Below are 24,163 nucleotides of genomic sequence, written 5' to 3'. Positions count from 1 at the left end.
ATAGCCTGAAACGTTGTGAAACCGTATACACTAACTCTGCATTGTTTAAGTTGCAGGTAAGCCATTTACCCTGCGACTGAGAGTATGACGGGTTATTTTACTGACAAGGGAACCAACATGGTCTATCAGGCAAGTTCTGCGCGTTATGAATCAATGGAATACCGCCGATGTGGGCGTAGTGGACTCAAACTCCCCGCTATTTCGCTGGGCTTATGGCACAACTTTGGTGATACCACGTTGCTGGATAACAGCCGCCAACTGTTACACCGTGCTTTTGATTCGGGGATCACCCATTTTGACCTGGCAAATAACTACGGCCCACCTCCTGGTTCTGCTGAAGAAAACTTTGGTCGCATCCTGCGTGAAGATTTCCTGCCATACCGTGATGAGCTGATTATTTCATCGAAAGCAGGATACACCATGTGGGATGGCCCTTATGGTGATTGGGGTTCACGTAAATATCTGATTTCAAGCCTTAACCAGAGCCTGAAGCGTATGGGGCTTGAGTATGTCGACATCTTCTATCATCACCGTCCAGATCCTGAAACGCCGCTGGAAGAGACCATGCGAGCGCTGGATACCGTCGTGCGCCAGGGTAAAGCACTGTATGTCGGCATTTCAAACTATCCCGCAGAACTTGCTGCTCAAGCCATTGAGATTTTGAACGATCTTGGCACGCCGTGTCTTATCCACCAGCCTCGTTATTCGATGTTCGAACGTTGGGTAGAAGCCAGTTTGTTGGATGTTCTGCAAGAGAAAGGGGTCGGCAGCATTGCGTTTTCGCCGCTGGCCGGTGGACAGTTGACCGATCGCTATCTGGATGGGATCCCGGCAGACTCGAGGGCCGCCAGCGGTAGCAAGTTCCTTAATGCTGACCAACTCACTGCTGATAAGCTGGAAAAAGTGCGCAAATTGAATGCGATAGCGCTGCGTCGTGGGCAGAAACTTTCCCAGATGGCACTGGCGTGGGTACTGCGTGGGGATAAGGTGACATCAGTATTGATTGGGGCAAGCAAGATTGGCCAAATTGATGATGCCGTCGGTATGTTAGCGAATCGTCATTTCACCGCAGCAGAACTTGCTGAAATTGAAGAGATACTCATGTAACCGCTAACACCAATGTGTTAAAACTTGTCCATTTTTAGCAAAAAGTGCTCTCTCTGACGATTTAGGAGTTGTGGCGATGAAACACTTAGTAACCACAACTTACTATTGCATTAACAAACCGCCTGGCGGTTATCGTGTATCAGGAGAGAGTATGTTCAGGTCACTGATTCTTGCAGTAGCATTACTGGTCTGTGCGCCGCTAGTGGCGAATGCGGGCGAAATCACCCTGCTGCCGTCTGTTAAGCTTCAAATAGGTGATCAGGATTATCGCGGTAATTACTGGGATGGTGGCGGTTGGCGTGATCGCGATTACTGGCGTAATCACTATGAATGGCGCGAAAACCGCTGGCATCGTCATGACAACGGCTATCATCGTGGTTGGTATAAAGACCGTGGCCGTAGCAGCTTTGAGAAGGGCTACCGCGCGGGCTGGAACGATCGGGATGATCATCGTGGCCGTGGCGGCCATGGTCGCGGACATGGACATGGCGGTGGTCATCGTCATTAATGACCAAACTGAAGAGTCTCTTCCTGGAGCTGAAGCTCTGAGGCTAATCAGTTAAGCTTTGCAGGGAGCTGTAACGCATTGCGTTGCAGCTTCCAAACATCCCCAGATAGCAAAGTCATTTCCCCAAAAGGTAAGTTATCCAATGAAAAAACTCCTTCTCCTGGCCCCCCTGGCAATCGCACTGACTGCAGGTTCCCTGTCCGCTCATGCGAATCAACGGAGTTCAATCAAGAACCCGGCAACAGGGGTTTTATGCGACAAGTATGTTTGTGCCGATGACAAAGGTATCTCTCAAACACTCACGGGTAAGTATCTGGGTAAGACTGCGGCAAATAATAAATTATTTACCACCAAAGACGTTGTGCTGACCGAGTTTACTTTTTCAAACGGGATCTTCTGCGATGTGAAGGAACGGTTATGTCGTGAAGACAGGTACTACGGCGCGGACGGGAAGCGTTCTGGGAAGATTTCCAGCAAATATACCCAGTTATTGTTTGGTGAGACACCTTCAGTAAAAACAAGCGAAGCTGGCAAGTCTTAGCCCCCCTTCTTATGTTTCGTAAGGTGAACGGACGATGTGCCATTCACCTTACGATGTTCCAACAGGCTACAACCCTAAAACCGTGCCAATCAACAGCCACAAATTCAGCGCAACGACGATTGCCACAATCACCCAGCCAGTCATCTTAATCACACGCGTATTCACCAGGTCGCCCATCAGTTTGTCATTGCTGGTGAAAATCAGCAGCGGAACCAGGGCAAGGGCAATCCCGAAGCTCAGCAATACCTGGCTCATCACCAGAATCCGTGTCGGATCAAGCCCCATCAGAATCACAATGAATGAAGGTGCCATGGTCACGGAGCGACGAACCCACAACGGGATATAGAAGCGGACGAAGCCCTGCATCACCACCTGCCCGGCTAACGTCCCCACGACGGTGGATGACAATCCCGCAGCGACAAGGCTTAAACCAAAGATTGTGGCCGCCGAATGGCTCAGCAACGGTTGCAGCGTGAGGTAAGCTTCATCGAGGTCGGCGACACCAGTGTGGCCTGAGAAATGAAACGCAGCGGCGGCGGTTGCCATCATCGCCAGGTTAACAAACCCTGCAATGGTCATCGCAATCGCAACATCCCATTTAGTTGCAGAATACCGCTCAGCCCGATTTCCATCATGCATATGCTGGGTCAGCGACGAGTGCAGATAGATAACGTGCGGCATGATGGTTGCGCCGAGCACGCCCGCAGCAAGAAATACAGCTTCGCTGGTTGGCAAAGAAGGAATCAACATCCCTTTGCCCAATTCCACCAATTTAGGCTGCGAGAAAATAAGCTCGACGATATAGGCCGCTGCCACAAACAACAATAATCCGCCAATCACTTTCTCAAGGGGCTTCTGACCACGCCGTTGCAGCATCAGTATCAAGAATGTGGCAATACCGGTTAGCACCGCACCTTGTAATAAAGAGACGCCGAGGATCAGTTTGAAACCAATCGCCGCACCGATGAATTCAGCGAGATCCGTCGCCATGGCAATAATTTCGGCTTGTATCCAGTAAAGCCAGACGACGGGACGCGGATAATGATCGCGAATCTGTTCGGCAAGGTTTTTACCCGTTGCGATACCGAGTTTTGCAGACAGGATTTGGATGAGCATCGCCATCAGGTTCGCCCAGACCACCACCCACAGCAATTTATAACCAAAACTGGCACCCGCCTGGATGTTAGTCGCAAAGTTGCCGGGATCGATATAACCGATGGCAGCGATAAAGGCTGGCCCCATTAACGCCAGGCGTAATCTTCGCGCTGTGCGAGTACCACTATTTTCAACGCGACTGTTATTCATCATCTGCCTCTGAGATATAGCCTTTGCTATGTTTCAAGCTAGCAAAAGTGAGAATGATTATCAAATTCATTTAAAAGAGATAAACTGATTGCTTCGATAGCTTGAAACGATGAGGGATTTTTAAGACGCCGATTGCCGATTAACAACGCACAATTAAGACAGCAACTATGATAAAGATATGTGCGTTGACGCAACTTTTACCTTCTTTACTTAACATAGCAGAAATGTATGGTTGATCACTAATTTTGAGTTTGGTCACATGTCATCACTATAGTGTGCGATTGCTCTCGTTTTCTTATTGCTTGTTTCATAGAATGTGCAACGAAATTAAACCTGCCTCATAATATTTGGAGCAAATATGTCCCGCGTTCTGCATTTTGTTTTAGCGCTTGCCGTGGTTGCGTTACTCGCTTTGTTGCTGAGTAGCAATCGTAAGCAGATCCGTATTCGCTTTATCGTTCAATTGTTAGTGATTGAACTTCTTCTCGCCTGGTTCTTCCTGAACTCAGAAGTGGGTCTGGGCTTTGTAAGAGGTTTCTCAGAAATGTTTGAGAAACTCCTGTCGTTCGCTAATGAAGGGACAAACTTTGTATTCGGTAAGATGAATGACGAAGGACTCGCCTTCTTCTTCCTGAAAGTACTCTGCCCAATCGTCTTTATCTCTGCACTGATTGGTATTTTGCAGCACATTCGCGTACTGCCGATCGTCATCCGCTTTATCGGTACCCTTCTGTCTAAAGTGAATGGTATGGGTAAACTGGAATCCTTTAACGCCGTAAGTTCACTGATTTTGGGACAGTCAGAAAACTTTATCGCCTATAAGGATATTCTCGGCAAGATGTCCCGCAACCGCATGTACACAATGTCCGCGACGGCCATGTCTACCGTGTCCATGTCGATTGTCGGCGCTTACATGACAATGCTCGAACCAAAATATGTGGTTGCAGCGCTGGTATTGAACATGTTCAGTACCTTCATCGTGTTATCGCTGATCAACCCATACCGTGTTGAAGACAGCGAAGAAAACCTGCAGATGTCTAATCTGCACGAAGGTCAAAGCTTCTTCGAGATGCTCGGCGAATATATTCTGGCAGGTTTTAAAGTTGCGATTATCGTTGCGGCAATGCTGATTGGCTTTATTGCCTTGATCGCCGCGCTGAACGCACTGTTTGCAGCCATCTTCGGTATCTCTTTCCAGGGCATTCTGGGTTACATCTTCTACCCGGTAGCCTGGATCATGGGTGTTCCATCTCATGAAGCCTTGCAGGTTGGCAGTATCATGGCAACCAAACTGGTATCAAACGAATTCGTTGCGATGCTGGATCTGCAAAAACTGGCAGGTACGCTTTCCCCACGCGCGGAAGGTATCCTGTCTGTGTTCCTGGTTTCGTTTGCTAACTTCTCTTCTATCGGGATTATCGCGGGTGCGATCAAAGGCCTGAACGAAGAGCAAGGTAACGTGGTTTCTCGCTTCGGCCTGAAACTGGTTTACGGCGCAACGCTTGTGAGCATTTTGTCTGCATCTATTGCAGGCCTGTTCTTGTAATTCTCACGCTTCAAACAAAAACCGAGGCTTTTGCCTCGGTTTTTTTATGCCTCTAAATCTGCGTCATCCTGCCAACATACCTGATTTCGCCCGCGAGTTTTCGCCCGGTACATGCGCATATCAGCAAGGGTTTGGATTTGGTCAAGCGAACTCTCTGGATACTCGCTGTGAGAGGCCACTCCCAGCGATGCGGTAATCGGTAGCTTTAAGCCATTTTCGAGGATCAAGGCGGAAGATTCGAGCTCCCACTTAATTCTTGTCGCCACCCTAATTCCAGTCTTGAGATCGGAATTAGGCAGATAAACACAGAACTCCTCGCCACCAATGCGCCCCAGGACATCCTGGCTGCGTATGGCTTGTTGAATGCGCCATGTAGCGTGAATCAGCACATTATCGCCAACCAAATGCCCATACACATCGTTTACCTTTTTAAAGTAGTCGAGGTCCAATTGTACGAGTGTGTAATCCACGTAGTTCGGGCTAAGTTGGGACGTTTTTGCAAAAAAGCCACGGCGATTGAGTGCCCCGGTTAAATCGTCGTGAAGCGCATGGTGTTGCATTTCGCGTTGTAAATTGCCCATATTCCGCACCAGACGGCAAATAATGCTGTGCGCCCCCAGCAGGAAAAACAGAAAAATCAAAAACATTGTGACAAGAAGCAGGCTGAATCGCCCAAACTCTTCATGCAGCCCCTGCCCCAGGGTTTGGGTGTTAACCAATATCGAATGCGTTCCTTTTAGCTTACCAAAAGTGATAAAGGTCAATCCCGAACGGAGAGTGCCACGCTTTTTTTCAGCCAGCATATTGAGAATGGTTTTTTTCTGTTCCGCGCTTAACTGAAGGTTATTTTCCGCGCCCACCGCTTTTGTCAGCGGTTTTAATTGTTCATCATACAATCGGTAGGCACTACGGCTCCCATCCGGTAATGAGGAGGCAAGAAACTTCTCGACCGATTGTCTATCAAATGCAATGCCTAATAAACCTATCCATTCACCACCAAAATCGACAGGAATGGCTGCGTTGATCAGCGCTTCATCGCTGTTAACAATATTTTGCCGCGTCCAGAAAGGTGCTCGCTTGGGATTCAAAAGCGGAGATGCCAATACGAAACTCCCCTGTTTTTCGAATGGGTTATAGCTATTAATCAGCAGCGAGTTAACTTTCTTCGATAAAGAGGCGATAAATTCACCTTCGCGCGAGATGTAATACAGATCAGCCAACAGTTCATTATCTCCCGTTGCGAGCGGGAAAAGTCCTCGGATTTTACGCAACCCATTGAGTTGCTGCCGCACCTCCAGAGACTTCTTGTCCTGAAACGCTTCCTCTTCGGTAACTGAATTGGGCAAAGGCAATTCGCCTATCCACAACGGCTTTTGAATCGTGTTTTCATTGAGTTCCCATGGTGTCACTGGGCTCCCCGGAAAGATTGGGTCATCCATCGCTTCAATAAAAATTCTTTTTAAATAGCGAAGGTTATCAACCTTGTATTGCGCTCTGCTTTCGAGACGTGCAATCACGCTTTCAAGATGGCCCAGCTGACTGGAGCGATATCCCTGGTTAAAGAGTTGCCCTTGCTGCCAGAACAAAAAAGTGATCAGCACAAAAACAAAAATGAAAACCAGATGAATAACACGCAAGGTTTTTGCCATTGGCAGACGAAATCTATTCGCTAATGAAGTACTCACAATAAAGTCCTGTGATCATATGCTCGCAACATATTGCTACCTTAAAAAGTATGGACTGTATTAAGAGGCACGGGTTTGCCGATCAGGTAACCTTGCATAAACTGTACTCCCAGTTTATGCAATAGTGCCCGCTGTTCTTCGGTTTCAACAAACTCAGCAACGACACTCAGTTGCTTCGCATGGGCCATATCACATATAGATTTAACGATCAGGGGGTCAAGCGAGTCCGATGTAATGTCTTTGATGAAGCAACCATCAATCTTAATGATGTCCGCCTGAAGCCGTTTAAGCCTTTCGTAATTCGCATAGCCGGTACCAAAGTCATCAATGGCAATTTTAAAGCCACTCTCTCGCAGCAGCATGATGTTCTGCATGGAAATTTCTGACTCTGAAAATGCCTGTTCCTCAGTCACTTCAATAATCACACTGTGGGTTGGCACTTTAAATTCATTAAACAAGGAAACAATTTTCTGAGCGACATCTTTTTGCATTAACGTTAATGGCATGAGATTAACGGAGAAACGTGGCTGTTGGATAGTCTCTGGATGCTGCTGCAGGAAACGCACTAGTTTCTGCATGATTAGCATATCGAAGCGGGTGCTGAGGTTAAATTCAGTGATAATGGGAATAAAGTTATCAGGGGTAATAATTTTGCCATCTAATGATAAGCGAGTTAATATTTCGTGATACCCCTTCCCCTTCTCATCTAAAATAGGTTGCGCATAGAGAACAAAGGATTGTTCATCATTCAGTGCTCGTTTAATTTTTTGCAAAATTAAAACACGTTCAGTTGTCTGATCTGAAACATCTTCAATTCGGGTATCCAGACTGAGTACACGCTTCGTCGCACATGCCTGCTCAGAGAGATAACTTAACTGCCCTAATGTACGGTGTAATTCAATAAGATCATTGTCGATAACGCTATACGATGCACTGTACTCAATTTCCAGCATAGTATTATGCCATTTTACTTGCTTGCTATTGAGTGTGTCGACTATATGGCCCAACCGATCGGCAGTGTCCTGGCCATGTAAAAATATTAATAATTCACTTCCCGGCAATTGAAATACCTGTTCGCCTTGCTGCAAGAAAGGTTTTAATTGCCAGGTGATAATACGTTTGCATTCAATGCGCATCATGATGCCGTAGTGTCGGCTTAAAAATTCCAGATTAGACATGCGCAAGCAACACAAAGTCCCTTTGGGATAGCATTGCACATGGTGTTCCAGCGCTCGTATATTCGGTAGCTGCGTTAAGGGATCGGTAAGCGCTTGCGAACGATAAATACGTTTCATCCACTCGTTTTTCTTTAAAACCGTCGTCATATACACCATACAGACGTTAAACGTAATAAATACCGAGAGGATAAATGACAGGGCAAATTCGTTATTTACCCCATAAAGAAAACCGTCGTTATAGGTCAGTAATAACCATGCAGAAGCCGCCCACATTAGCCCCATTAAACGTGGGCCAAAATGCCGAATGCCAAGCGTAAAGAGTACGAAGATGATGGGTACCAGATAGCCTGAAACCTGTAGTATTCCCCAAGAGGAGCACAGTACCCATAGCATTGTTATCAGACAAAAGACCCAGGTATAAGTGTAATAACGACGCGGCCCAACAAAGTCACGCATTACACATCGGAGCCAGAATGCTCGGGCATAATTAGGATTAAGGAGCATCCTTAATGGGTAATAGAACAACGGGGTGAAAATGAGCGAGGCGGCAACTAAGCTTTGAAAATCGACTACCATGAAGATCAGAGAATTATCACCAAAGTAAGCCGCAATCCGAGCGGGGAAGTGGATATAATACCCGGAGATATACATCATCAACTTAATAATAAAAGGTGCAGAAAAACCTAGCCAAAATATCCTGACACCAATACCTTTATCTGCCAATCCATGTCGCCAGCGTGCACCAAGATTATAACGCGCCATCATACTGCATAGTGATATTGTCAATATCAGGCAAAAGACAAAGACCAACAATGCGAACCAGGATATCTTTAAACAGAAAGAATATGCAACGATTGAAGCTATTAATAGTGGAATAATAGCCACCCGGCCATAGATAAACACCAGGGCGATCATGAAACTTATCGGAAGGTAGGCGAGATAAATCTGTTTACCTTCAATAACTGTCGAGGGGGAAATGTAACGAGAAAGAGGTACAAACAGAAGGCTTAAAACCAGTGCTGTGACGGATTTTTTTATCATTTTTTTGAAAGTCATAAGCCCTGATGTGATTATTCTGCTCTTGATTAGCAGTGTTATTCGGCGATGAATAATACGTTTATTTATTGCTCAAATCAAGTTTGCACAATATTTAACCCCTTTAATTTTCTTGATTTTTTATACATTCAAACAAAGAGAAACAGTTTGATATATTCCTGGTGAGAATAAATCGTATTCAATTTGTAGTGCATGAATATCGCTAAATCGTGATTAATTTGGGAGTTTTGGGGCGTTGGGTTGTTAAAACGAAAAAACCCCCGCCATCAGGCGAGGGTCTTATATTTTGGTGGAGCTAAGCGGGATCGAACCGCTGACCTCTTGCATGCCATGCAAGCGCTCTCCCAGCTGAGCTATAGCCCCACGAATGGGTTTGGTTTAAACGATTCAAATCTTGCTGGTAAAGATTTGGTGGAGCTAAGCGGGATCGAACCGCTGACCTCTTGCATGCCATGCAAGCGCTCTCCCAGCTGAGCTATAGCCCCGTACCGTGAAACCGTGTCGTATCGACGGGCGGCATCATATGAAACCCATTCGAGAGTGTCAACGGCAAATTCTTCTTCTGCGATCAATCGTCTAAAAAGCAAACAGCATAAGCAAAAGCAAATTGCATATCATCCCGCGGTAGTTAATCCTGTCACAGTTTCCAGTAAAATGATCCCATAAAATGAATCACTAATAACCCCTTTGGATTTAAGGAAAAATTTGTGCTCAAGGAACGTATGACCCCGGAAGAGCTGGCGATTATTACTGGTTATAGTCGCCAAACAATCAACAAATGGGTACGTAAAGAGAGTTGGCTCACTACGCAAAAACCGGGTGTTCAGGGAGGAAAAGCTCGCCTGATACATGTGGATGAACGAGTTCGCGATTTTATTAATAGTGCAAAACGCGTTTCTGAGAAGCACAGTAGCTACCATGTAAACGACGCTTCTCTGGAAGGCCTTCTGCTTAATTCGATGAAGCAGATGTCGTTAACGGAGCAAGAAAAGTTGTCAGCACTGCTTCTGCGTGAAGGAATTGCGGGAATTTTAAAACGTTTAGGTATTCGCGATGAGTAAGACAAGTATAAAAAAGCCGGCATAAGCCGGCTTTTTTGCACGTACTCTTTATAACGTATCCGTTACTGTTGTGCTTCGCGCTGGGCAATAAATTCCAGCGCCTGGTTGATACGCGCAATAGAACGTTGTTTACCAATCGCGTGAACCGTCACATCCAGACCAGGTGACTGCCCTGCCCCCGTTACCGCCACGCGCAATGGCATGCCAACTTTTCCCATGCCTACTTCAAGTTCATCCGCTGTTGCCTGAATAGCGTTATGCACGTTTTCCGCAGTCCAGTCAGTTAACGCTGCCAGTTTGTCGCGTACGACTTCGAGTGGCTGACGTGCAACCGGACGCAGGTGTTTCTTCGCAGCATCAGCATCAAACTCGCTGAAATCTTCATAGAAGTAGCGGCACGTTTCGGCCATCTCTTTCAGCGTTTTGCAGCGATCGCCAAGCAGTTTAACCAGTTCAGCCAGCTGCGGGCCATTACGGGTATCAATGTTTTGCTGCTCGATATGCCATTGCAGATGGGTCGCAACATATTCAGGGGCAAGATGGTTAATGTAGTGATGGTTCAGCCACTGCAATTTTTCGGTGTTAAATGCGCTGGCTGATTTGCTTACTGAATCTAAAGTGAACAGTTTGATCATCTCTTCACGAGTAAAGATCTCCTGATCGCCATGTGACCAGCCCAGGCGCACCAGGTAGTTCAGTAAGGCTTCTGGCAGATAACCATCATCACGATATTGCATCACGCTGACTGCGCCGTGGCGTTTAGACAGTTTTTTACCGTCATCGCCATTAATCATAGAAACGTGTGCATAAACGGGAACCGGTGCATTCAACGCTTTCAGGATGTTTATCTGACGCGGCGTATTGTTGATATGGTCTTCGCCACGAACGACGTGAGTGATTTCCATATCCCAGTCATCAACGACGACACAGAAGTTATAGGTTGGAGAACCATCAGTACGGCGAATGATCAGATCGTCGAGTTCCTGGTTGCTAAATTCGATTGGCCCACGGATCTGGTCGTCGAAAATAACAGAACCTTCTTGTGGGTTGGCAAAACGCACAACGAATGGATCATTTTCAGCATGGCCCTGGTGGCCATCACGGCAGTGACCGTCGTAGCGAGGTTTCTCACCGTTCGCCATTTGCTGTTCACGAATTGAGTCAATGCGTTCTTTGGTGCAATAGCATTTATAAGCTGTACCCGCTTCCAGCATGTCATCGATAACCGCGTTGTAGCGATCGAAGCGTTTAGTCTGGTAGTACGGACCTTCGTCCCATTCAAGGCTCAACCAATTCATGCCATCCATAATAGCTTCGATAGCTTCTGGGGTTGAGCGCTCAAGGTCAGTGTCTTCTATACGCAGCACAAACTCGCCGCCGTGGTTACGAGCAAAGAGCCATGAGTAAAGAGCAGTACGAGCACCACCAACGTGCAAATAGCCAGTTGGGCTTGGCGCAAAGCGAGTTTTGATTTTCATTGAACGGCCTTAATTACGCAAAAGTACCGGGAAACCGGCAAATGCCAGGGAATAAAGAGTGGGCAACATTCTACCACTGTGTGCTGATTCCTCAATGTCGATACCTTTAGTTGTCAGCAATCCACATATTCTGGTGACAAATCAATCACCAATGGATAATCCCTGATCGCATTGTTTATTTTTACGACGAACAAACAAAATCTTTAGAAAAGGCGTTGACTCATTTTCAACTCTCCCTATAATGCGACTCCACACAGCGGGGGTGATTAGCTCAGTTGGTAGAGCACCTCCTTTACACGGAGGGGGTCGGCGGTTCGAGCCCGTCATCACCCACCATTCATTAGTGAGTGATACCGCAGTGTAGTAAGAGATAAGATTTGGGTGATTAGCTCAGTTGGTAGAGCACCTCCTTTACACGGAGGGGGTCGGCGGTTCGAGCCCGTCATCACCCACCATTATCTACTCTTGCAATAGCAGTACCGAAGTTTGGGTGATTAGCTCAGTTGGTAGAGCACCTCCTTTACACGGAGGGGGTCGGCGGTTCGAGCCCGTCATCACCCACCATTCGGGTCGTTAGCTCAGTTGGTAGAGCAGTTGACTTTTAATCAATTGGTCGCAGGTTCGAATCCTGCACGACCCACCAATGTAGAAAGGCGCCCTAAAGGCGCCTTTTTGCTATGCGCGATTCGGGCGGGATTTGAACCTGCTGCAGGTTCGAGTTGAGCGCAGCGAAACAGCGTTGCCGCTTGCGGCGACGACCCGAAGGGCGAGTCTCAGAATGAGACGAGTCATCCTGCACGACCCACCAATGTAGAAAGGCGCCCTAAAGGCGTCTTTTTGCTATGCGCGATTTCTCAATACCTCCCAGAAATGGCAGGTTGCCTGCTTTAACCCTCAAGATTTATCTCTGTCAGGCCGATGTCTGTATCAGGCATTCTTTTCAAGGGTTCAACATGAGCAGCACAATTACTACCTCAACCCCCTCTTTGCAGACCAGTACAGCGTCATCAGCAAGCCCAGCGGGCAATGACCTGGCTTCGCAAATTACTCGCATCACGCAGCAGATCACCAAACTCACGCAACAAGCTAAAGAGATTGCTGACGGCAGCGGTACCGTCGAAGAAAAACAAAAGCAGCAAGAGTTAATTCAGTCGCAAATTAATATGCTGCAGGCACAACTCGCACAGTTGCAACAACAGCAAGCGGAACAAGCCCAGCAAAAACAGGAGCAGTCGCAGTCGAGAGTGGAAGGTGTGAATAAACCGTCAGAATCCAACCAGATTGATATCTACATCTGATCATGATTAAAAAGTGGGTCGCCCAGGCGAGCAGCGGTTAACTTCTGCGCCTGTTGGCCTACAACCTGCCAGATAGCCTCTGCCGCACGTGAAAGCGAACGATTCTTGCGGCGCACCAACATTAATTGCCGATCCACAACGGGGACAAGTGGCCGGACAACAAGCGGGCGACCTTGAGGCAACGGCAATGCTAGCGCAGGAAGAACGCTAATACCGATTCCCGCTTCAACCATCGGAAAAAGCGTGGCTGGGTGGCCAATCTGCTGCACGATATTTGCCTCAATCCCCTGACGCATTAGCGCACCATCAATCAATGGACGGCTTCCTGATGCATAATCCTGCAATACCAAATTTGCCCCCTGCAATGCTTGCCAGGAAACCTGCGCCTGAGTCGCAAATGGATGGTCATTACGGCAAAGCAATAAAAAAGGCTCCGACAGCACCACTTCGCAATCCAAATCACTTGCCTGAATGGGGTCAATAACCATGCCAAAATCGACCTCACCCTGGCGGATACTTTGCAACACCCACTGTTGAGGACGGTCATGAAGAACAAAACGGATAGCAGGATATTCCAGTGCTGCGGCCGCGATAGATTGCGGCATTAAATGAGCGGAAATAGTCTGGCTTGCAGCAACACGCACCGTACCGCTTAGCTGATGACCGACACTGCGTGTATCCAACAATGTACTGGTCAGTTCTTCAAGCAACCGTTCTAGCCGCGCCGCCAGTTGCTGGCCCGCTTCCGTCAGCACAACTTCGCGCGTGGTGCGATCCAACAGTTTTACGCCTATTTCACTTTCCAGCTCTTTCACGCTGTGGCTGACTGCTGATTGGCTGAGGCCAATTTGCTCCCCTGCCCGACTAAAACTTCCGGCATGAGCCACAGCGACGAACACCTTTAACTGACGCAGAGAATAATTCATCTATTTAATTCATCAATTCATTCAATAAATCAATTTTATTTCTAAAATCAATAAAAGCACAATAGCCCTTCAACAGCTTGAGGAATGAAAATGAAAATCTTTCGCGTGCTCGACCCTTTCACGCTGACGCTAATTTTTACCGTATTGTTGGCGTCTTTCTTTCCCGCTCAGGGCAGTTTTGTTGGCTTCTTTGAAGGACTCACAACGGCGGCGATTGCCCTGCTCTTCTTTATGCATGGCGCCAAGCTTTCCCGTGAAGCGATCATTGCCGGTAGCAGCCACTGGCGGCTGCACTTATGGGTAATGTGCAGCACCTTTGTTCTCTTCCCGGTATTGGGTGTTTTATTTGCCTGGTGGGCACCGATCAATGTCAGCCCTGAAATTTACACCGGCTTTTTGTACCTTTGCATCCTGCCTGCCACCGTGCAATCAGCCATTGCATTCACCTCTCTTGCCGGAGGAAATGTCGCCGCCGCCGTGTGCGCAGCATCTGCTTCAAGCCTGCTCGGCATTTTCCTCTCGCCACTGTTAGTTGGCATGGTGATGCATGTCCATGGTGCAAGCGGAAGCCTGCAGCAAGTCGGCAGTATCATGTTGCAGTTACTGGTGCCATTTGTTGCCGGGCATCTTTCTCGCCCATGGATTGGCGAGTGGGTTGCACGCCATAAAAAATGGATTGGTAAAACAGACCAGACGTCAATTCTATTGGTTATCTACACGGCGTTTAGCGAGGCGGTCAGACATGGGATTTGGCACAAAGTCGGTTTAGGTTCACTGCTGTTTATCGTGGTGGTCAGTCTAATCATGCTGGCAATCATCATTAGCATCAATATGTTCGTCGCCAGACGCCTGGGCTTTAGTAAAGCGGATGAAATTACTATCGTGTTCTGTGGTTCGAAAAAGAGCCTGGCGAACGGGATTCCGATGGCGAACATTCTGTTCCCTGTGGCTACCGTGGGGATGATGGTGCTACCACTGATGATCTTCCATCAGTTACAGTTGATGATTTGCGCCGTCCTGGCAAGGCGTTATCAGAAAGTGACTCACGTGGCGGCCAACGCCACCACCGAGAATGCTTAATTAATGCCGCTTGAGGGGCTTCACCAGCCCCTCCAGTCCTTCTGTTTTAATCAGCAATGTAAGCCTCATCAACTCACCCAGATGGCCCTGTGGAAACTCATCTTTGCGAGCAAACCACAGCAAATACTCTTCCGGCACATCGATCAGCACGCGGCCTTTGTACTTGCCGAATGGCATTACGGTATTGGCTATCTCAATAAGCTGTTCTTTATCCATCTCATTCACCTAATAAGCGAATCATTTCAGCTTCATCAATGACATCAATGCCCAGCTCCTGAGCTTTAGCAAGCTTAGAACCCGCCGCTTCGCCCGCAATCAACAGATCCGTTTTCTTCGACACGCTACCCGCAACTTTCGCGCCTAACGCCACTAAACGAGCTTTCGCATCGTCTCGCGACATAATGCTGAGCGAACCTGTCAGCACCACCGTTTTACCGGCAAATGGGCTGTCGATTTCCTCGGCTTTAATTATTACGGGAGCCGGCCAGTGAACGCCCGCCTCTTCGGTCAATTGACGGATGACTTCACGGTTGCTCTCTTCGGCAAAGAAGTTAAATGTGTGAGTGGCGACCACAATGCCGACATCAGGGACTTTTTGCAGTTCTTCAATACTTGCGGCGGAAAGGGCATCCAACGAACCAAAATGCGCCGCTAAACTTGCTGCTGTCGCTTCGCCTACCTCACGGATACCGAGCGCATACAAGAAACGAGCAAAGGTGGTTTCTTTCGCTTTTTCCAGCGCATCAACAACGTTTTGTGCGGATTTTGGCCCCATGCGATCAAGCCCTGTGAGTTTACCCGGAGTAAGCGTAAACAGGTCGGCTGGGGTGTGGACGTACTCTTTCTCAACCAGTTGGTCGATTATCTTATCGCCCATTCCGTCAACGTCCAGCGCACGGCGAGACACAAAGTGTTTGAGGGCTTCTTTGCGTTGAGCACCGCAAATCAGGCCTCCAGTACAACGCGCAACCGCTTCACCTTCTACACGCTCAACGTCAGAGCCACACACCGGACAATGCGTTGGGAAAACAATCTCGGTGGTGTTGTCAGGACGCTCAGATTCCACCACGCCGACAACCTGCGGGATAACATCACCAGCGCGACGAATCACCACGCGGTCGCCAATCCTTAAGCCCAAACGCTCAATTTCATCGGCATTATGCAGCGTCGCATTACTGACCAGCACACCTGCGACCTGAACAGGTTCAAGGCGCGCCACAGGGGTAATAGCGCCCGTGCGTCCAACCTGGAACTCGACATCACGAACAAACGTCATCTGTTCCTGAGCCGGGAATTTAAACGCCACTGCCCATCGCGGTGCTCGTGCAACAAAGCCGAGCGTTTCTTGTAGCGCAAGCGAATCCACTTTGATAACCACACCGTCGATATCAAAACCTAATGATGGGCGATCGTTTTCAACCTGATGATAAAACGCCAACACTTCTTCTGCTGTATTGCAAAGACGAATGCGGTCGCTGACCGGCAATCCCCACTCTTTAAATTGCTGTAAACGTGCGTGGTGGCTGGCAGGCAATTCACCGCCTTCAAGCAGGCCAACACCATAACAGAAGAAAGTTAACGGACGTTTGGCTGTGATACGTGGGTCGAGCTGGCGTAACGAACCCGCCGCAGCGTTGCGAGGGTTGGCAAAAATTTTCCCGCCAGTGCGACGTGCTTCGTCATTAATTTTTTCAAAACCTGCCTGCGGCAGGAACACTTCTCCGCGCACCTCCAGGCGGCGGGGAATATTTTCACCACGCAATTTAAGCGGGATAGCGCGGATAGTACGCACGTTGGCCGTAATATTTTCGCCCGTTGTACCGTCGCCGCGAGTGGCGGCACGAATCAGCACACCATCTTCATAGAGCAGGCTCACGGCCAGACCGTCTAACTTCAGCTCGCAACAAAACGTGACAGCCTCAGTACTTTTCAGACGGTCCTGAACACGCTTGTTAAATGCAAGATAGCTCGCTTCATCAAAGACGTTATCCAGCGAAAGCATCGGGACTTCGTGGCGTACCTGAGTAAATTCACTGAGTGGAGCGGCACCGACTCGCTGAGTAGGAGAATCAGGTGTGATTAACTCAGGATGCGCTTCTTCTAAACTGCGCAATTCCCCCATCAAGCGGTCATATTCCGCATCCGGAATTTCTGGGTTATCCAGTACATGATAGAGGTATTCATGATGGCGAAGCGTGGTTCGCAGTTGAGTAATGTGTTGTTCAATTGTGTCCATATCGCACCATCAATATAAAAAACCCCCGACATGCGGGGGTTTAGGGAGAAACATGTTCAGGATGGGTATCAAGCGTTGGCGTTTGCTTCTACCACTTCGCGGATGCGGTCCTGATATTCACGCATTTTCTGCGGCGTCATCATGCGGCGCTGGTCATCCAGCACAACGCCTCCAACTTCATCAGCAATATGCTGAGCAGACTGTAGCATCAGCTTAAAGTTCTGCGCTGGGTCGCCATAAGACGGCACCTGCATGAAGATTGTCACGCCAGGCGTGGCAAAATTAGTCATGCTTTCAGGGTCAAACGAACCGGGTTTAACCATATTAGCGAGGCTAAACAGAACCGGGCCGCTACCATCAGGACTGAGGTGGCGGTGGAAAATGTTCATTTCGCCAAAGATAAAGCCGGCTTGCTGAATGCTGTTTAACAGCACATCACCGTTGATCATACTGCCAGCATGTGCCGAGACATTAAGCACAATCACCGTTTCTTTACGACGCGCCGCTGGTTCTGGTGTCGGAGCCGGCTGAGCTTCAGGTGCACGTTCTACATGCTGAGCAGGTTGAGCTGTCGGCTGTTGAATCGGCTCTTGCGGTGCCACTGGCTGCGCAACTGGTTCTTGAACAACCGGTTGATGAACCACTGGCTGCACAGGCTGTTGAGGTGCTGGCTGGTGATATGTCGGCGCAACTGGCGCTTCCTGACGCGGCACGACCGGTTCAGGTTGACGCTGACGTGGCTCGGCAGAAGCATAAGGTGGCTCGTATTGATGTTGAGGCGCTTGCGGCTGACGAGGCATTTCTGGCTCGCGAGTCACTGTTTCCTGCGCAGGAGTCACCCGACGCACGCGCACCTCACCAACTCCATCATCTTGTTCATCGTCAGCCTCGTCGTCATCCGACTCGTATTCGTCACGCTTAGACTTCATGCGTTTCAGTGGACGATCACGAAAAATGGATGAACGCTCCTTACGACTCGTCCACAGACCGTGAACCAGTAAGGCTATTATGGCGATCGCGCCAACAATGATTAATATCAGACGCAAATCCTGCATCATTATATTCTCTGTTGTTCTAACACCTTGCCACCGCGGCAAACATTTACTTACTAAGAGTATTTGCCCATCTGCTCAAGTGCAAGTCCGCACACGGTTTTCTCAGCATAAAGATGGACTGAAATCGATTTTTTGCTGTTTTTTCGACCATTTCCTAATAAGTTTTTCTCCTGGCAGTCAGTTATGATGGTTGTACATGTTAAAGCAAAGCCCAAAAAGGAGTTCGTTTAGATTATGGTTTCAGCATCAGGAGCCAAGCCACGCAGTGGCGTTTATTATTTTTCGCAGGGCTGGAAGCTGGTCCGTGAGCCAGGAATAAAACGTTTCGTGCTCATGCCACTGCTGGTCAATATTATTTTAATGGGCGGCGCATTCTGGTGGCTGTTTACCCGTCTGGATGTTTGGGTACCCACCCTGCTGTCCTACGTGCCAGAATGGTTGCAGTGGTTAAGCTACTTAATCTGGCCGCTGGCGGTGATCTCTATTTTGTTGGTATTTGGCTATTTATTCTCGACCATTGCCAACTGGATTGCAGCCCCATTCAATGGATTGCTGGCAGAACAGCTTGAAGCACGTCTGACAGGGGCAACGCCTCCTGATACCGGCATGTTAGGCATAATGAAGGATGTTCCGCGCATCATGAAACGCGAATGGCAAAAACTATCATGGTATTTGCCACGCGCGCTGGTGCTATTGGTGCTCTATTTCATTCCGGGTATCGGCCAAACTGTTGCACCCGTTTTATGGTTCTTATTTAGCGCCTGGATGCTGGCTATACAGTATTGCGACTATCCCTTTGATAACCATAAAGTCCCATTCAAAGAGATGCGTATTTCGTTGCGCGAGAAGAAAGTCATTAACATGCAGTTTGGTTCCCTGGTCAGTCTGTTTACCCTGATCCCCTTCCTGAATCTGGTCATCATGCCGGTTGCCGTCTGTGGTGCGACTGCGATGTGGGTGGATTGCTACCGCCCAAAACACGCTATGTGGAAATAGACCACAGGAGCGGCTTATGCCGCTCCTTATTCCTTACTGCTCCTGCTTATTTCCCTTCTACATATAGATATGCGATTTCTTTACTTCCGCATAACTTCTAAGCAGGTATGCTGATGAGGTTTCCCAAATTTCATACAGTTAAGGACGGGCTATGAGCAAGATCTATGAAGACAACTCTCTGACAATCGGTCATACGCCGCTGGTTCGTCTGAACCGCATCGGTAATGGACGCATCCTGGCGAAGGTAGAGTCCCGCAACCCGAGCTTTAGCGTCAAATGCCGTATCGGAGCCAATATGATTTGGGATGCCGAGAAACGCGGTGTGCTCAAGCCGGGTGTTGAGCTAGTTGAGCCAACCAGCGGTAATACGAGTATCGCACTGGCTTATGTTGCCGCAGCACGTGGCTACAAACTGACGCTGACCATGCCTGAAACCATGAGTATCGAACGCCGTAAACTCCTGAAAGCACTGGGTGCTAACCTGGTGTTGACTGAAGGCGCGAAAGGCATGAAAGGTGCGATTCAGAAAGCTGAAGAAATCGTTGCCAGCAACCCAGAAAAATTCCTTCTGTTACAGCAGTTCAGTAACCCAGCAAACCCAGAAATTCACGAAAAAACCACAGGCCCAGAGATCTGGGAAGATACCGACGGAGAAGTGGACGTATTCATTGCTGGTGTTGGCACAGGCGGTACGCTGACCGGTGTAAGCCGTTATATCAAAAACACTAAAGGCAAAACCGATCTTATCAGCGTCGCGGTGGAACCAACCGACTCTCCGGTTATTGCCCAGGCGATTGCAGGCGAAGAACTCAAACCAGGGCCGCACAAAATTCAGGGCATCGGTGCAGGTTTCATTCCTGGCAACCTCGATTTAAAACTGATCGACAGGGTTATCGCTATCACTAACGAGGAAGCAATCTCTACCGCACGTCGTCTGATGGAAGAAGAAGGCATTCTTGCAGGAATTTCATCCGGTGCTGCGGTGGCTGCTGCGTTAAAACTTCAGGAAGATGAAGCATTTACCAATAAAAACATTGTGGTTATACTGCCATCTTCCGGGGAGCGTTACCTGAGTACAGCCCTCTTTGCCGATCTTTTCACTGAAAAAGAGCTGCAACAGTGATGCCAGGGTGGTAAATCTGTGTAAAAAAGCACCCAAATGGGTGCTTTTTTGTGGCATCCGTCAAACTTTTAGCTAACCTGGCATTGCGTCACTCTGCCAGGTCTGGTATCTATCCAGCAAATTATTTTGATGCGCGAAATTAATCGGAATGTGAGATACCTCTGCTGAATCGATTTATCGATTTGGTGCAAAATCAGATTTCACGGCATAATGGTTAATGACGAGCGAGCCGCGAAGCGCATGGCAGATGCCAAAGCACATTTCGTGGTTCCCGAAAGCATCTTGTGTCGCGTAGAGTTACTATTAACGCGCCGCTAACTATACAGGCTAAAGTTTTGCCACCAGGCTAGACTTTAGTTCCACAACACTAAACCTATAAGTTGGGGAAATACAATGTTCCAGCAAGAAGTTACCATCACCGCTCCAAACGGTCTGCATACCCGCCCTGCTGCTCAGTTTGTTAAAGAAGCTAAAGGCTTCACTTCTGAGATCACTGTGACCTCCAACGGCAAAAGCGCTAGCGCAAAAAGCCTGTTCAAACTGCAAACTCTGGGCCTGACTCAAGGTACTGTTGTGACCATCTCTGCTGAAGGCGAAGATGATCAAAAAGCAGTTGAGCATCTGGTAAAACTGATGGCTGAACTCGAATAAGTTCTCCGGGTTCTTGGTAAATATCAGTCACAAGTAAGGTAGGGTTATGATTTCAGGCATTGCAGCATCCCGGGTATCGCTTTCGGCAAGGCACTTTTGCTGAAGGAAGATGAAATTGTCATCGACCGGAAGAAAATTTCTGCCGACAAAGTTGCGCAGGAAGTTGAACGTTTCTTAAGCGGGCGCGCTAAAGCGTCAGCACAGTTAGAAGCGATCAAAATTAAAGCTGGCGAGACCTTCGGTGAAGAAAAGGAAGCTATCTTCGAAGGCCACATCATGTTGCTGGAAGACGAAGAGCTTGAGCAGGAAATCATAGCCCTCATCACTGATAAATTAGTGACTGCTGACGCAGCAGCTCACGAAATTATCGAAGGCCAGGCTATCGCGCTGGAAGAGTTAGACGATGAATATCTGAAAGAACGTGCGGCTGACGTACGTGACATCGGTAAGCGTCTGCTGCGCAATATTCTTGGTCTGGCAATTATCGACCTTAGCGCTATTCAGGACGAAGTTATCCTGGTCGCTAAAGATTTGACGCCGTCAGAAACCGCACAGCTTAACCTGCAAAAGGTTCTGGGTTTCATCACCGATATCGGTGGCCGTACTTCCCATACCTCCATCATGGCGCGTTCTCTTGAATTGCCAGCGATCGTCGGTACCGGTAGCGTGACCACTCAGGTGAATACTGGCGATTATCTGATCCTCGATGCGGTTAACAATAAAGTTTACGTTAACCCAACCAACGATGAGATCGAAGCCCTGCGCGCTGTACAGCAACAGGTTGCTTCTGAGAAAGCTGAACTGGCAAAACTGAAAGATCTGCCAGCAATCACTCTCGATGGTCATCAGGTAGAAGTTTGCGCAAACATCGGTACTGTTCGTGATATCGACGGTGCAGAGCGCAATGGTGCAGAAGGTGTCGGTCTGTACCGTACAGAATTCCTGTTCATGGATCGTGATTCACTGCCAACTGAAGATGAGCAGTTCGCGGCGTACAAAGCGGTTGCTGAAGCCTGTGGCTCGCAAGCCGTTATCGTACGTACCATGGATATCGGTGGCGACAAAGAGCTGCCGTACATGAACTTCCCGAAAGAAGAGAACCCGTTCCTGGGCTGGCGTGCAATTCGTATCGCTATGGATCGTAAAGAGATCTTGCACGCTCAGGTACGCGCTATTCTGCGTGCATCCGCTTTCGGTAAATTACGTATCATGTTCCCAATGATTATCTCTGTTGAAGAAGTGCGTGCACTGAAAGCTGAGATTGAAATCATGAAGGCGCAGTTGCGTGAAGAAGGCAAAGCGTTTGACGAAACTATCGAAGTGGGCGTGATGGTTGAGACTCCGGCTGCGGCCACGATTGCTCGCCACCTGGCTAAAGAAGTCGACTTCTTCAGTATCGGTACCAATGATCTGACGCAGTACACCCTGGCAGTTGACCGTGGTAATGATATGATTTCACATCTTTACCAGCCAATGTCACCGTCCGTACTGACTCTGATTAAGCAAGTTATTGATGCTTCTCATGCAGAAGGTAAATGGACCGGTATGTGTGGTGAGCTTGCAGGCGACGAACGTGCTACACTTCTGTTGCTGGGTATGGGTCTGGACGAATTTAGTATGAGTGCCATTTCTATCCCGCGCATTAAGAAGATTATTCGTAACACGAACTTCGAAGATGCGAAGGTGTTAGCAGAGCAAGCTCTTGCTCAACCGACAACGGACGAGTTAATGACGCTGGTTAACAAGTTCATTGAAGAAAAAACAATCTGCTAATCCACCGGATGCGGCCCAATTTACTGCTTAGGAGAAGATCATGGGTTTGTTTGATAAACTGAAATCTCTGGTTTCTGATGATAAAAAAGACACCGGAACCATTGAGATTGTTGCCCCACTTTCTGGCGAAATCGTCAATATTGAAGATGTTCCAGATGTGGTGTTCGCCGAGAAGATCGTTGGTGATGGCATTGCAATTAAACCGACTGGCAACAAAATGGTTGCTCCGGTTGACGGCACCATTGGTAAAATCTTCGAAACTAACCATGCTTTCTCTATCGAATCTGATAGCGGCATTGAGCTGTTCGTTCACTTCGGTATCGACACTGTTGAACTGAAAGGCGAAGGCTTCAAGCGTATCGCTGAAGAAGGCCAACGTGTTAAGAAAGGCGACGTCGTTATCGAGTTCGATTTGGCCCTGCTGGAAGAGAAAGCGAAGTCTACCCTGACTCCGGTTGTTATCTCCAACATGGACGAAATCAAAGAGCTGATCAAACTGACTGGTAGCGTGACAGTGGGCGAAACCCCGGTAATCCGCATCAAGAAGTAAGATATCCGCATAATAAAAAACGGCACCCTTGTGGTGCCGTTTTTGTTTGTTCCTGAAGCCTTAAATACCTTAAATACCTGAGCCTTGCGAATAACTTTCCTCGCCAAAGACACCGGTCGATAAATAACGATCGCCACGGTCACAGATAATGGCAACCACCACCGAACCCGGATTTGCCTGAGCGACGCGTAATGCACCAGCCACCGCACCACCTGAACTCACGCCGCAGAAAATACCCTCTTCACGCGCCAGACGACGCATGGCTCTCTCGGCTTCGACCTGCGACATATCCATCACTTCATCAACCAGATTCGGATTGAAAATCTTCGGCAACCACTCTTCAGGCCAGCGACGAATACCTGGAATACTGCTGCCGTCTTCGGGCTGTAGCCCAACAATTGTGACGTGTTTTTCTTGTTCACGCATAAACTGGCTTACACCTGTTACCGTTCCGGTGGTGCCCATGCTTGAAACAAAGTGCGTGACTCGCCCCTGCGTCTGCTGCCAGATTTCCGGGCCGGTGGTGCTGTAGTGCGCGTACGGATTATCAGGATTATTAAACTGGTCTAGAACTTTGCCCTCACCGCGCTCGTCCATCAAACACGCCATTTCACGCGCGCCTTCCATACCCTGCTCTTTGGTCACCAGAATCAATTCAGCGCCATAAGCTTGCATCGCGGCTTTGCGTTCCATGCTCATGTTGTCCGGCATCAACAGCTTCATGCGGTAGCCTTTCAGCGCCGCAATCATCGCCAGCGCAATTCCAGTATTCCCGCTCGTCGCTTCGATAAGCGTATCTCCGGGTGAAATTTCACCGCGCGCTTCTGCCCGCACAATCATAGAAAGTGCCGCGCGATCTTTTACCGAGCCGGCGGGATTATTCCCTTCAAGCTTTACCCAAATCTCACTGCCATTTTCGAGCCCAGTGCGCTGCAATTTAACCAGAGGCGTATTGCCAATCGTGCTTTCTAAGGTGTTCACTTAGCTTTCCAGATATAAGAAAAGCGGCC

General features: G+C 48.4%; 21 protein-coding genes, 6 tRNA genes, 1 other RNA gene and 1 pseudogene. 17 read left to right on the top strand and 12 right to left on the bottom strand.

Annotated elements, in window-relative coordinates:
- The first annotated feature begins 117 nt into the window (after nt 1–117).
- The 3 genes from mgrA to RHD99_RS06285 all read left to right on the top strand — a co-directional run bounded on the left by mgrA (nt 118) and on the right by RHD99_RS06285 (nt 2,156).
- Nucleotides 118–1,107 carry an L-glyceraldehyde 3-phosphate reductase gene (mgrA, locus tag RHD99_RS06295; RefSeq protein WP_309877973.1) on the top strand — a complete coding sequence of 330 codons (990 nt, stop codon included), beginning with the start codon at nt 118–120 and terminating at the stop codon, nt 1,105–1,107.
- A 151-nt stretch (nt 1,108–1,258) separates the two neighbouring features.
- A complete protein-coding gene (locus RHD99_RS06290) occupies nt 1,259–1,615 on the top strand; it encodes a DUF2502 domain-containing protein (protein WP_309877971.1) in 357 nt (118 codons plus the stop codon).
- A 142-nt stretch (nt 1,616–1,757) separates the two neighbouring features.
- Nucleotides 1,758–2,156 (top strand): YcgJ family protein, encoded by a 399-nt coding sequence (locus RHD99_RS06285; protein WP_309877969.1) that lies wholly within the window; start codon nt 1,758–1,760, stop codon nt 2,154–2,156.
- Between the two features lie 66 nt (nt 2,157–2,222).
- On the opposite strand, the gene RHD99_RS06280 is transcribed toward RHD99_RS06285, so the two are convergent.
- Nucleotides 2,223–3,461 (bottom strand): Nramp family divalent metal transporter, encoded by a 1,239-nt coding sequence (locus RHD99_RS06280; RefSeq protein ID WP_309879087.1) that lies wholly within the window; start codon nt 3,459–3,461, stop codon nt 2,223–2,225.
- Entirely contained in the window at nt 3,454–3,531 is a 78-nt protein-coding gene (locus RHD99_RS24060) for a hypothetical protein (RefSeq protein ID WP_442865675.1), read from the bottom strand. Before RHD99_RS24060 ends, RHD99_RS06280 begins: the two co-directional genes overlap by 8 nt.
- 288 nt (nt 3,532–3,819) lie before the next feature.
- Here RHD99_RS24060 and RHD99_RS06275 point away from each other — a divergent pair, with 288 nt between their 5' ends.
- The gene (locus tag RHD99_RS06275; protein WP_183270119.1) at nt 3,820–5,007 is read left to right on the top strand and encodes a NupC/NupG family nucleoside CNT transporter; all 1,188 of its coding nucleotides are present in this window, start codon (nt 3,820–3,822) and stop codon (nt 5,005–5,007) included.
- A gap of 44 nt (nt 5,008–5,051) precedes the next feature.
- Here RHD99_RS06275 and RHD99_RS06270 read toward each other — a convergent pair whose 3' ends face one another.
- From RHD99_RS06270 to RHD99_RS06255, 4 genes are all read right to left on the bottom strand, one after another.
- On the bottom strand, nt 5,052–6,692 hold the full coding sequence (locus RHD99_RS06270; protein WP_309877968.1) for a diguanylate cyclase: 1,641 nt from the start codon (nt 6,690–6,692) through the stop codon (nt 5,052–5,054).
- A 41-nt stretch (nt 6,693–6,733) separates the two neighbouring features.
- A complete protein-coding gene (locus RHD99_RS06265) occupies nt 6,734–8,926 on the bottom strand; it encodes an EAL domain-containing protein (RefSeq protein WP_309877967.1) in 2,193 nt (730 codons plus the stop codon).
- Between the two features lie 287 nt (nt 8,927–9,213).
- Nucleotides 9,214–9,289: transfer RNA gene (locus tag RHD99_RS06260), tRNA-Ala, on the bottom strand.
- Nucleotides 9,290–9,335: 46 nt separating this feature from the next.
- Nucleotides 9,336–9,411, bottom strand: a tRNA-Ala gene (locus tag RHD99_RS06255).
- Nucleotides 9,412–9,633: 222 nt separating this feature from the next.
- Between RHD99_RS06255 and RHD99_RS06250 the strand changes: the two genes are divergently transcribed.
- On the top strand, nt 9,634–9,987 hold the full coding sequence (locus RHD99_RS06250) for a YfeC-like transcriptional regulator (RefSeq protein ID WP_309877966.1): 354 nt from the start codon (nt 9,634–9,636) through the stop codon (nt 9,985–9,987).
- A gap of 62 nt (nt 9,988–10,049) precedes the next feature.
- Here the strand turns inward: RHD99_RS06250 and gltX are convergent, their stop codons facing one another.
- Nucleotides 10,050–11,465 (bottom strand): glutamate--tRNA ligase, encoded by a 1,416-nt coding sequence (gltX, locus tag RHD99_RS06245; protein WP_309877965.1) that lies wholly within the window; start codon nt 11,463–11,465, stop codon nt 10,050–10,052.
- Nucleotides 11,466–11,725: 260 nt separating this feature from the next.
- On the opposite strand from gltX, the gene RHD99_RS06240 reads away from it, so the two are divergent.
- From RHD99_RS06240 to RHD99_RS06215, 6 genes are all read left to right on the top strand, one after another.
- Nucleotides 11,726–11,801 (top strand) — tRNA-Val (locus RHD99_RS06240).
- A 43-nt stretch (nt 11,802–11,844) separates the two neighbouring features.
- Nucleotides 11,845–11,920, top strand: a tRNA-Val gene (locus RHD99_RS06235).
- Nucleotides 11,921–11,953: 33 nt separating this feature from the next.
- A tRNA-Val gene (locus RHD99_RS06230) sits at nt 11,954–12,029 on the top strand.
- A gap of 3 nt (nt 12,030–12,032) precedes the next feature.
- Nucleotides 12,033–12,108, top strand: a tRNA-Lys gene (locus tag RHD99_RS06225).
- A 31-nt stretch (nt 12,109–12,139) separates the two neighbouring features.
- Nucleotides 12,140–12,273: non-coding RNA, RtT sRNA (locus RHD99_RS06220), on the top strand.
- 145 nt (nt 12,274–12,418) lie between these two features.
- Nucleotides 12,419–12,763, top strand: coding sequence for a FlxA-like family protein (locus tag RHD99_RS06215; protein WP_309877964.1), 345 nt, complete (start codon nt 12,419–12,421; stop codon nt 12,761–12,763).
- Here RHD99_RS06215 and RHD99_RS06210 read toward each other — a convergent pair.
- Nucleotides 12,754–13,689 carry a LysR family transcriptional regulator gene (locus RHD99_RS06210; protein ID WP_309877963.1) on the bottom strand — a complete coding sequence of 312 codons (936 nt, stop codon included), beginning with the start codon at nt 13,687–13,689 and terminating at the stop codon, nt 12,754–12,756. The genes RHD99_RS06215 and RHD99_RS06210 overlap by 10 nt on opposite strands.
- 90 nt (nt 13,690–13,779) lie before the next feature.
- Between RHD99_RS06210 and RHD99_RS06205 the strand changes: the two genes are divergently transcribed.
- The gene (locus RHD99_RS06205) at nt 13,780–14,769 is read left to right on the top strand and encodes a bile acid:sodium symporter family protein (RefSeq protein ID WP_309877962.1); all 990 of its coding nucleotides are present in this window, start codon (nt 13,780–13,782) and stop codon (nt 14,767–14,769) included.
- Here RHD99_RS06205 and RHD99_RS06200 read toward each other — a convergent pair whose 3' ends face one another.
- The 3 genes from RHD99_RS06200 to zipA form a co-directional block, all read right to left on the bottom strand.
- Nucleotides 14,770–14,985, bottom strand: a complete 216-nt coding sequence (locus RHD99_RS06200) for a DUF3820 family protein (protein ID WP_034459012.1) — start codon at nt 14,983–14,985, stop codon at nt 14,770–14,772.
- Between the two features lies 1 nt (nt 14,986).
- On the bottom strand, nt 14,987–17,005 hold the full coding sequence (ligA, locus tag RHD99_RS06195; protein WP_309877959.1) for an NAD-dependent DNA ligase LigA: 2,019 nt from the start codon (nt 17,003–17,005) through the stop codon (nt 14,987–14,989).
- A 68-nt stretch (nt 17,006–17,073) separates the two neighbouring features.
- Complete coding sequence (gene zipA / locus RHD99_RS06190) at nt 17,074–18,063, bottom strand: cell division protein ZipA (RefSeq protein ID WP_309877957.1); 990 nt, start codon at nt 18,061–18,063, stop codon at nt 17,074–17,076.
- Between the two features lie 231 nt (nt 18,064–18,294).
- Between zipA and cysZ the strand changes: the two genes are divergently transcribed.
- From cysZ to crr, 5 genes and pseudogenes are all read left to right on the top strand, one after another.
- Nucleotides 18,295–19,056, top strand: a complete 762-nt coding sequence (gene cysZ / locus RHD99_RS06185; protein WP_309877956.1) for a sulfate transporter CysZ — start codon at nt 18,295–18,297, stop codon at nt 19,054–19,056.
- A 151-nt stretch (nt 19,057–19,207) separates the two neighbouring features.
- Nucleotides 19,208–20,179 carry a cysteine synthase A gene (gene cysK / locus RHD99_RS06180; RefSeq protein WP_309877954.1) on the top strand — a complete coding sequence of 324 codons (972 nt, stop codon included), beginning with the start codon at nt 19,208–19,210 and terminating at the stop codon, nt 20,177–20,179.
- Nucleotides 20,180–20,572: 393 nt separating this feature from the next.
- The gene (gene ptsH, locus RHD99_RS06175; protein WP_034459025.1) at nt 20,573–20,830 is read left to right on the top strand and encodes a phosphocarrier protein Hpr; all 258 of its coding nucleotides are present in this window, start codon (nt 20,573–20,575) and stop codon (nt 20,828–20,830) included.
- Nucleotides 20,831–20,876: 46 nt separating this feature from the next.
- A pseudogene (gene ptsI, locus RHD99_RS06170) lies at nt 20,877–22,603 on the top strand (phosphoenolpyruvate-protein phosphotransferase PtsI).
- Nucleotides 22,604–22,643: 40 nt separating this feature from the next.
- Complete coding sequence (gene crr, locus RHD99_RS06165) at nt 22,644–23,153, top strand: PTS glucose transporter subunit IIA (protein ID WP_034459029.1); 510 nt, start codon at nt 22,644–22,646, stop codon at nt 23,151–23,153.
- Between the two features lie 69 nt (nt 23,154–23,222).
- Here the strand turns inward: crr and cysM are convergent, their stop codons facing one another.
- Nucleotides 23,223–24,134 carry a cysteine synthase CysM gene (gene cysM, locus RHD99_RS06160; RefSeq protein ID WP_309877950.1) on the bottom strand — a complete coding sequence of 304 codons (912 nt, stop codon included), beginning with the start codon at nt 24,132–24,134 and terminating at the stop codon, nt 23,223–23,225.
- Nucleotides 24,135–24,163 lie beyond the last annotated feature (29 nt).

The sequence above is a fragment of the Buttiauxella selenatireducens genome (genome assembly GCF_031432975.1).
Lineage (GTDB): Bacteria > Pseudomonadota > Gammaproteobacteria > Enterobacterales > Enterobacteriaceae > Buttiauxella > Buttiauxella selenatireducens.
This window is presented reverse-complemented; position numbering and strand designations above follow the sequence as displayed.

Excerpts from the sequence above, each read along its gene's own strand:
- mgrA (WP_309877973.1), top strand. The coding sequence starts at position 118 with ATGGTCTATCAGGCAAGTTCTGCGCGTTATGAATCAATGGAATACCGC.
- RHD99_RS06290 (WP_309877971.1), top strand. The coding sequence starts at position 1,259 with ATGTTCAGGTCACTGATTCTTGCAGTAGCATTACTGGTCTGTGCGCCG.
- RHD99_RS06285 (WP_309877969.1), top strand. The coding sequence starts at position 1,758 with ATGAAAAAACTCCTTCTCCTGGCCCCCCTGGCAATCGCACTGACTGCA.
- RHD99_RS06280 (WP_309879087.1), bottom strand. The coding sequence starts at position 3,461 with ATGAATAACAGTCGCGTTGAAAATAGTGGTACTCGCACAGCGCGAAGA.
- RHD99_RS24060 (WP_442865675.1), bottom strand. The coding sequence starts at position 3,531 with ATGAATTTGATAATCATTCTCACTTTTGCTAGCTTGAAACATAGCAAA.
- RHD99_RS06275 (WP_183270119.1), top strand. The coding sequence starts at position 3,820 with ATGTCCCGCGTTCTGCATTTTGTTTTAGCGCTTGCCGTGGTTGCGTTA.
- RHD99_RS06265 (WP_309877967.1), bottom strand. The coding sequence starts at position 8,926 with ATGACTTTCAAAAAAATGATAAAAAAATCCGTCACAGCACTGGTTTTA.
- gltX (WP_309877965.1), bottom strand. The coding sequence starts at position 11,465 with ATGAAAATCAAAACTCGCTTTGCGCCAAGCCCAACTGGCTATTTGCAC.
- RHD99_RS06215 (WP_309877964.1), top strand. The coding sequence starts at position 12,419 with ATGAGCAGCACAATTACTACCTCAACCCCCTCTTTGCAGACCAGTACA.
- RHD99_RS06210 (WP_309877963.1), bottom strand. The coding sequence starts at position 13,689 with ATGAATTATTCTCTGCGTCAGTTAAAGGTGTTCGTCGCTGTGGCTCAT.
- RHD99_RS06205 (WP_309877962.1), top strand. The coding sequence starts at position 13,780 with ATGAAAATCTTTCGCGTGCTCGACCCTTTCACGCTGACGCTAATTTTT.
- RHD99_RS06200 (WP_034459012.1), bottom strand. The coding sequence starts at position 14,985 with ATGGATAAAGAACAGCTTATTGAGATAGCCAATACCGTAATGCCATTC.
- ligA (WP_309877959.1), bottom strand. The coding sequence starts at position 17,005 with ATGGACACAATTGAACAACACATTACTCAACTGCGAACCACGCTTCGC.
- zipA (WP_309877957.1), bottom strand. The coding sequence starts at position 18,063 with ATGATGCAGGATTTGCGTCTGATATTAATCATTGTTGGCGCGATCGCC.
- cysZ (WP_309877956.1), top strand. The coding sequence starts at position 18,295 with ATGGTTTCAGCATCAGGAGCCAAGCCACGCAGTGGCGTTTATTATTTT.
- cysK (WP_309877954.1), top strand. The coding sequence starts at position 19,208 with ATGAGCAAGATCTATGAAGACAACTCTCTGACAATCGGTCATACGCCG.
- ptsH (WP_034459025.1), top strand. The coding sequence starts at position 20,573 with ATGTTCCAGCAAGAAGTTACCATCACCGCTCCAAACGGTCTGCATACC.
- crr (WP_034459029.1), top strand. The coding sequence starts at position 22,644 with ATGGGTTTGTTTGATAAACTGAAATCTCTGGTTTCTGATGATAAAAAA.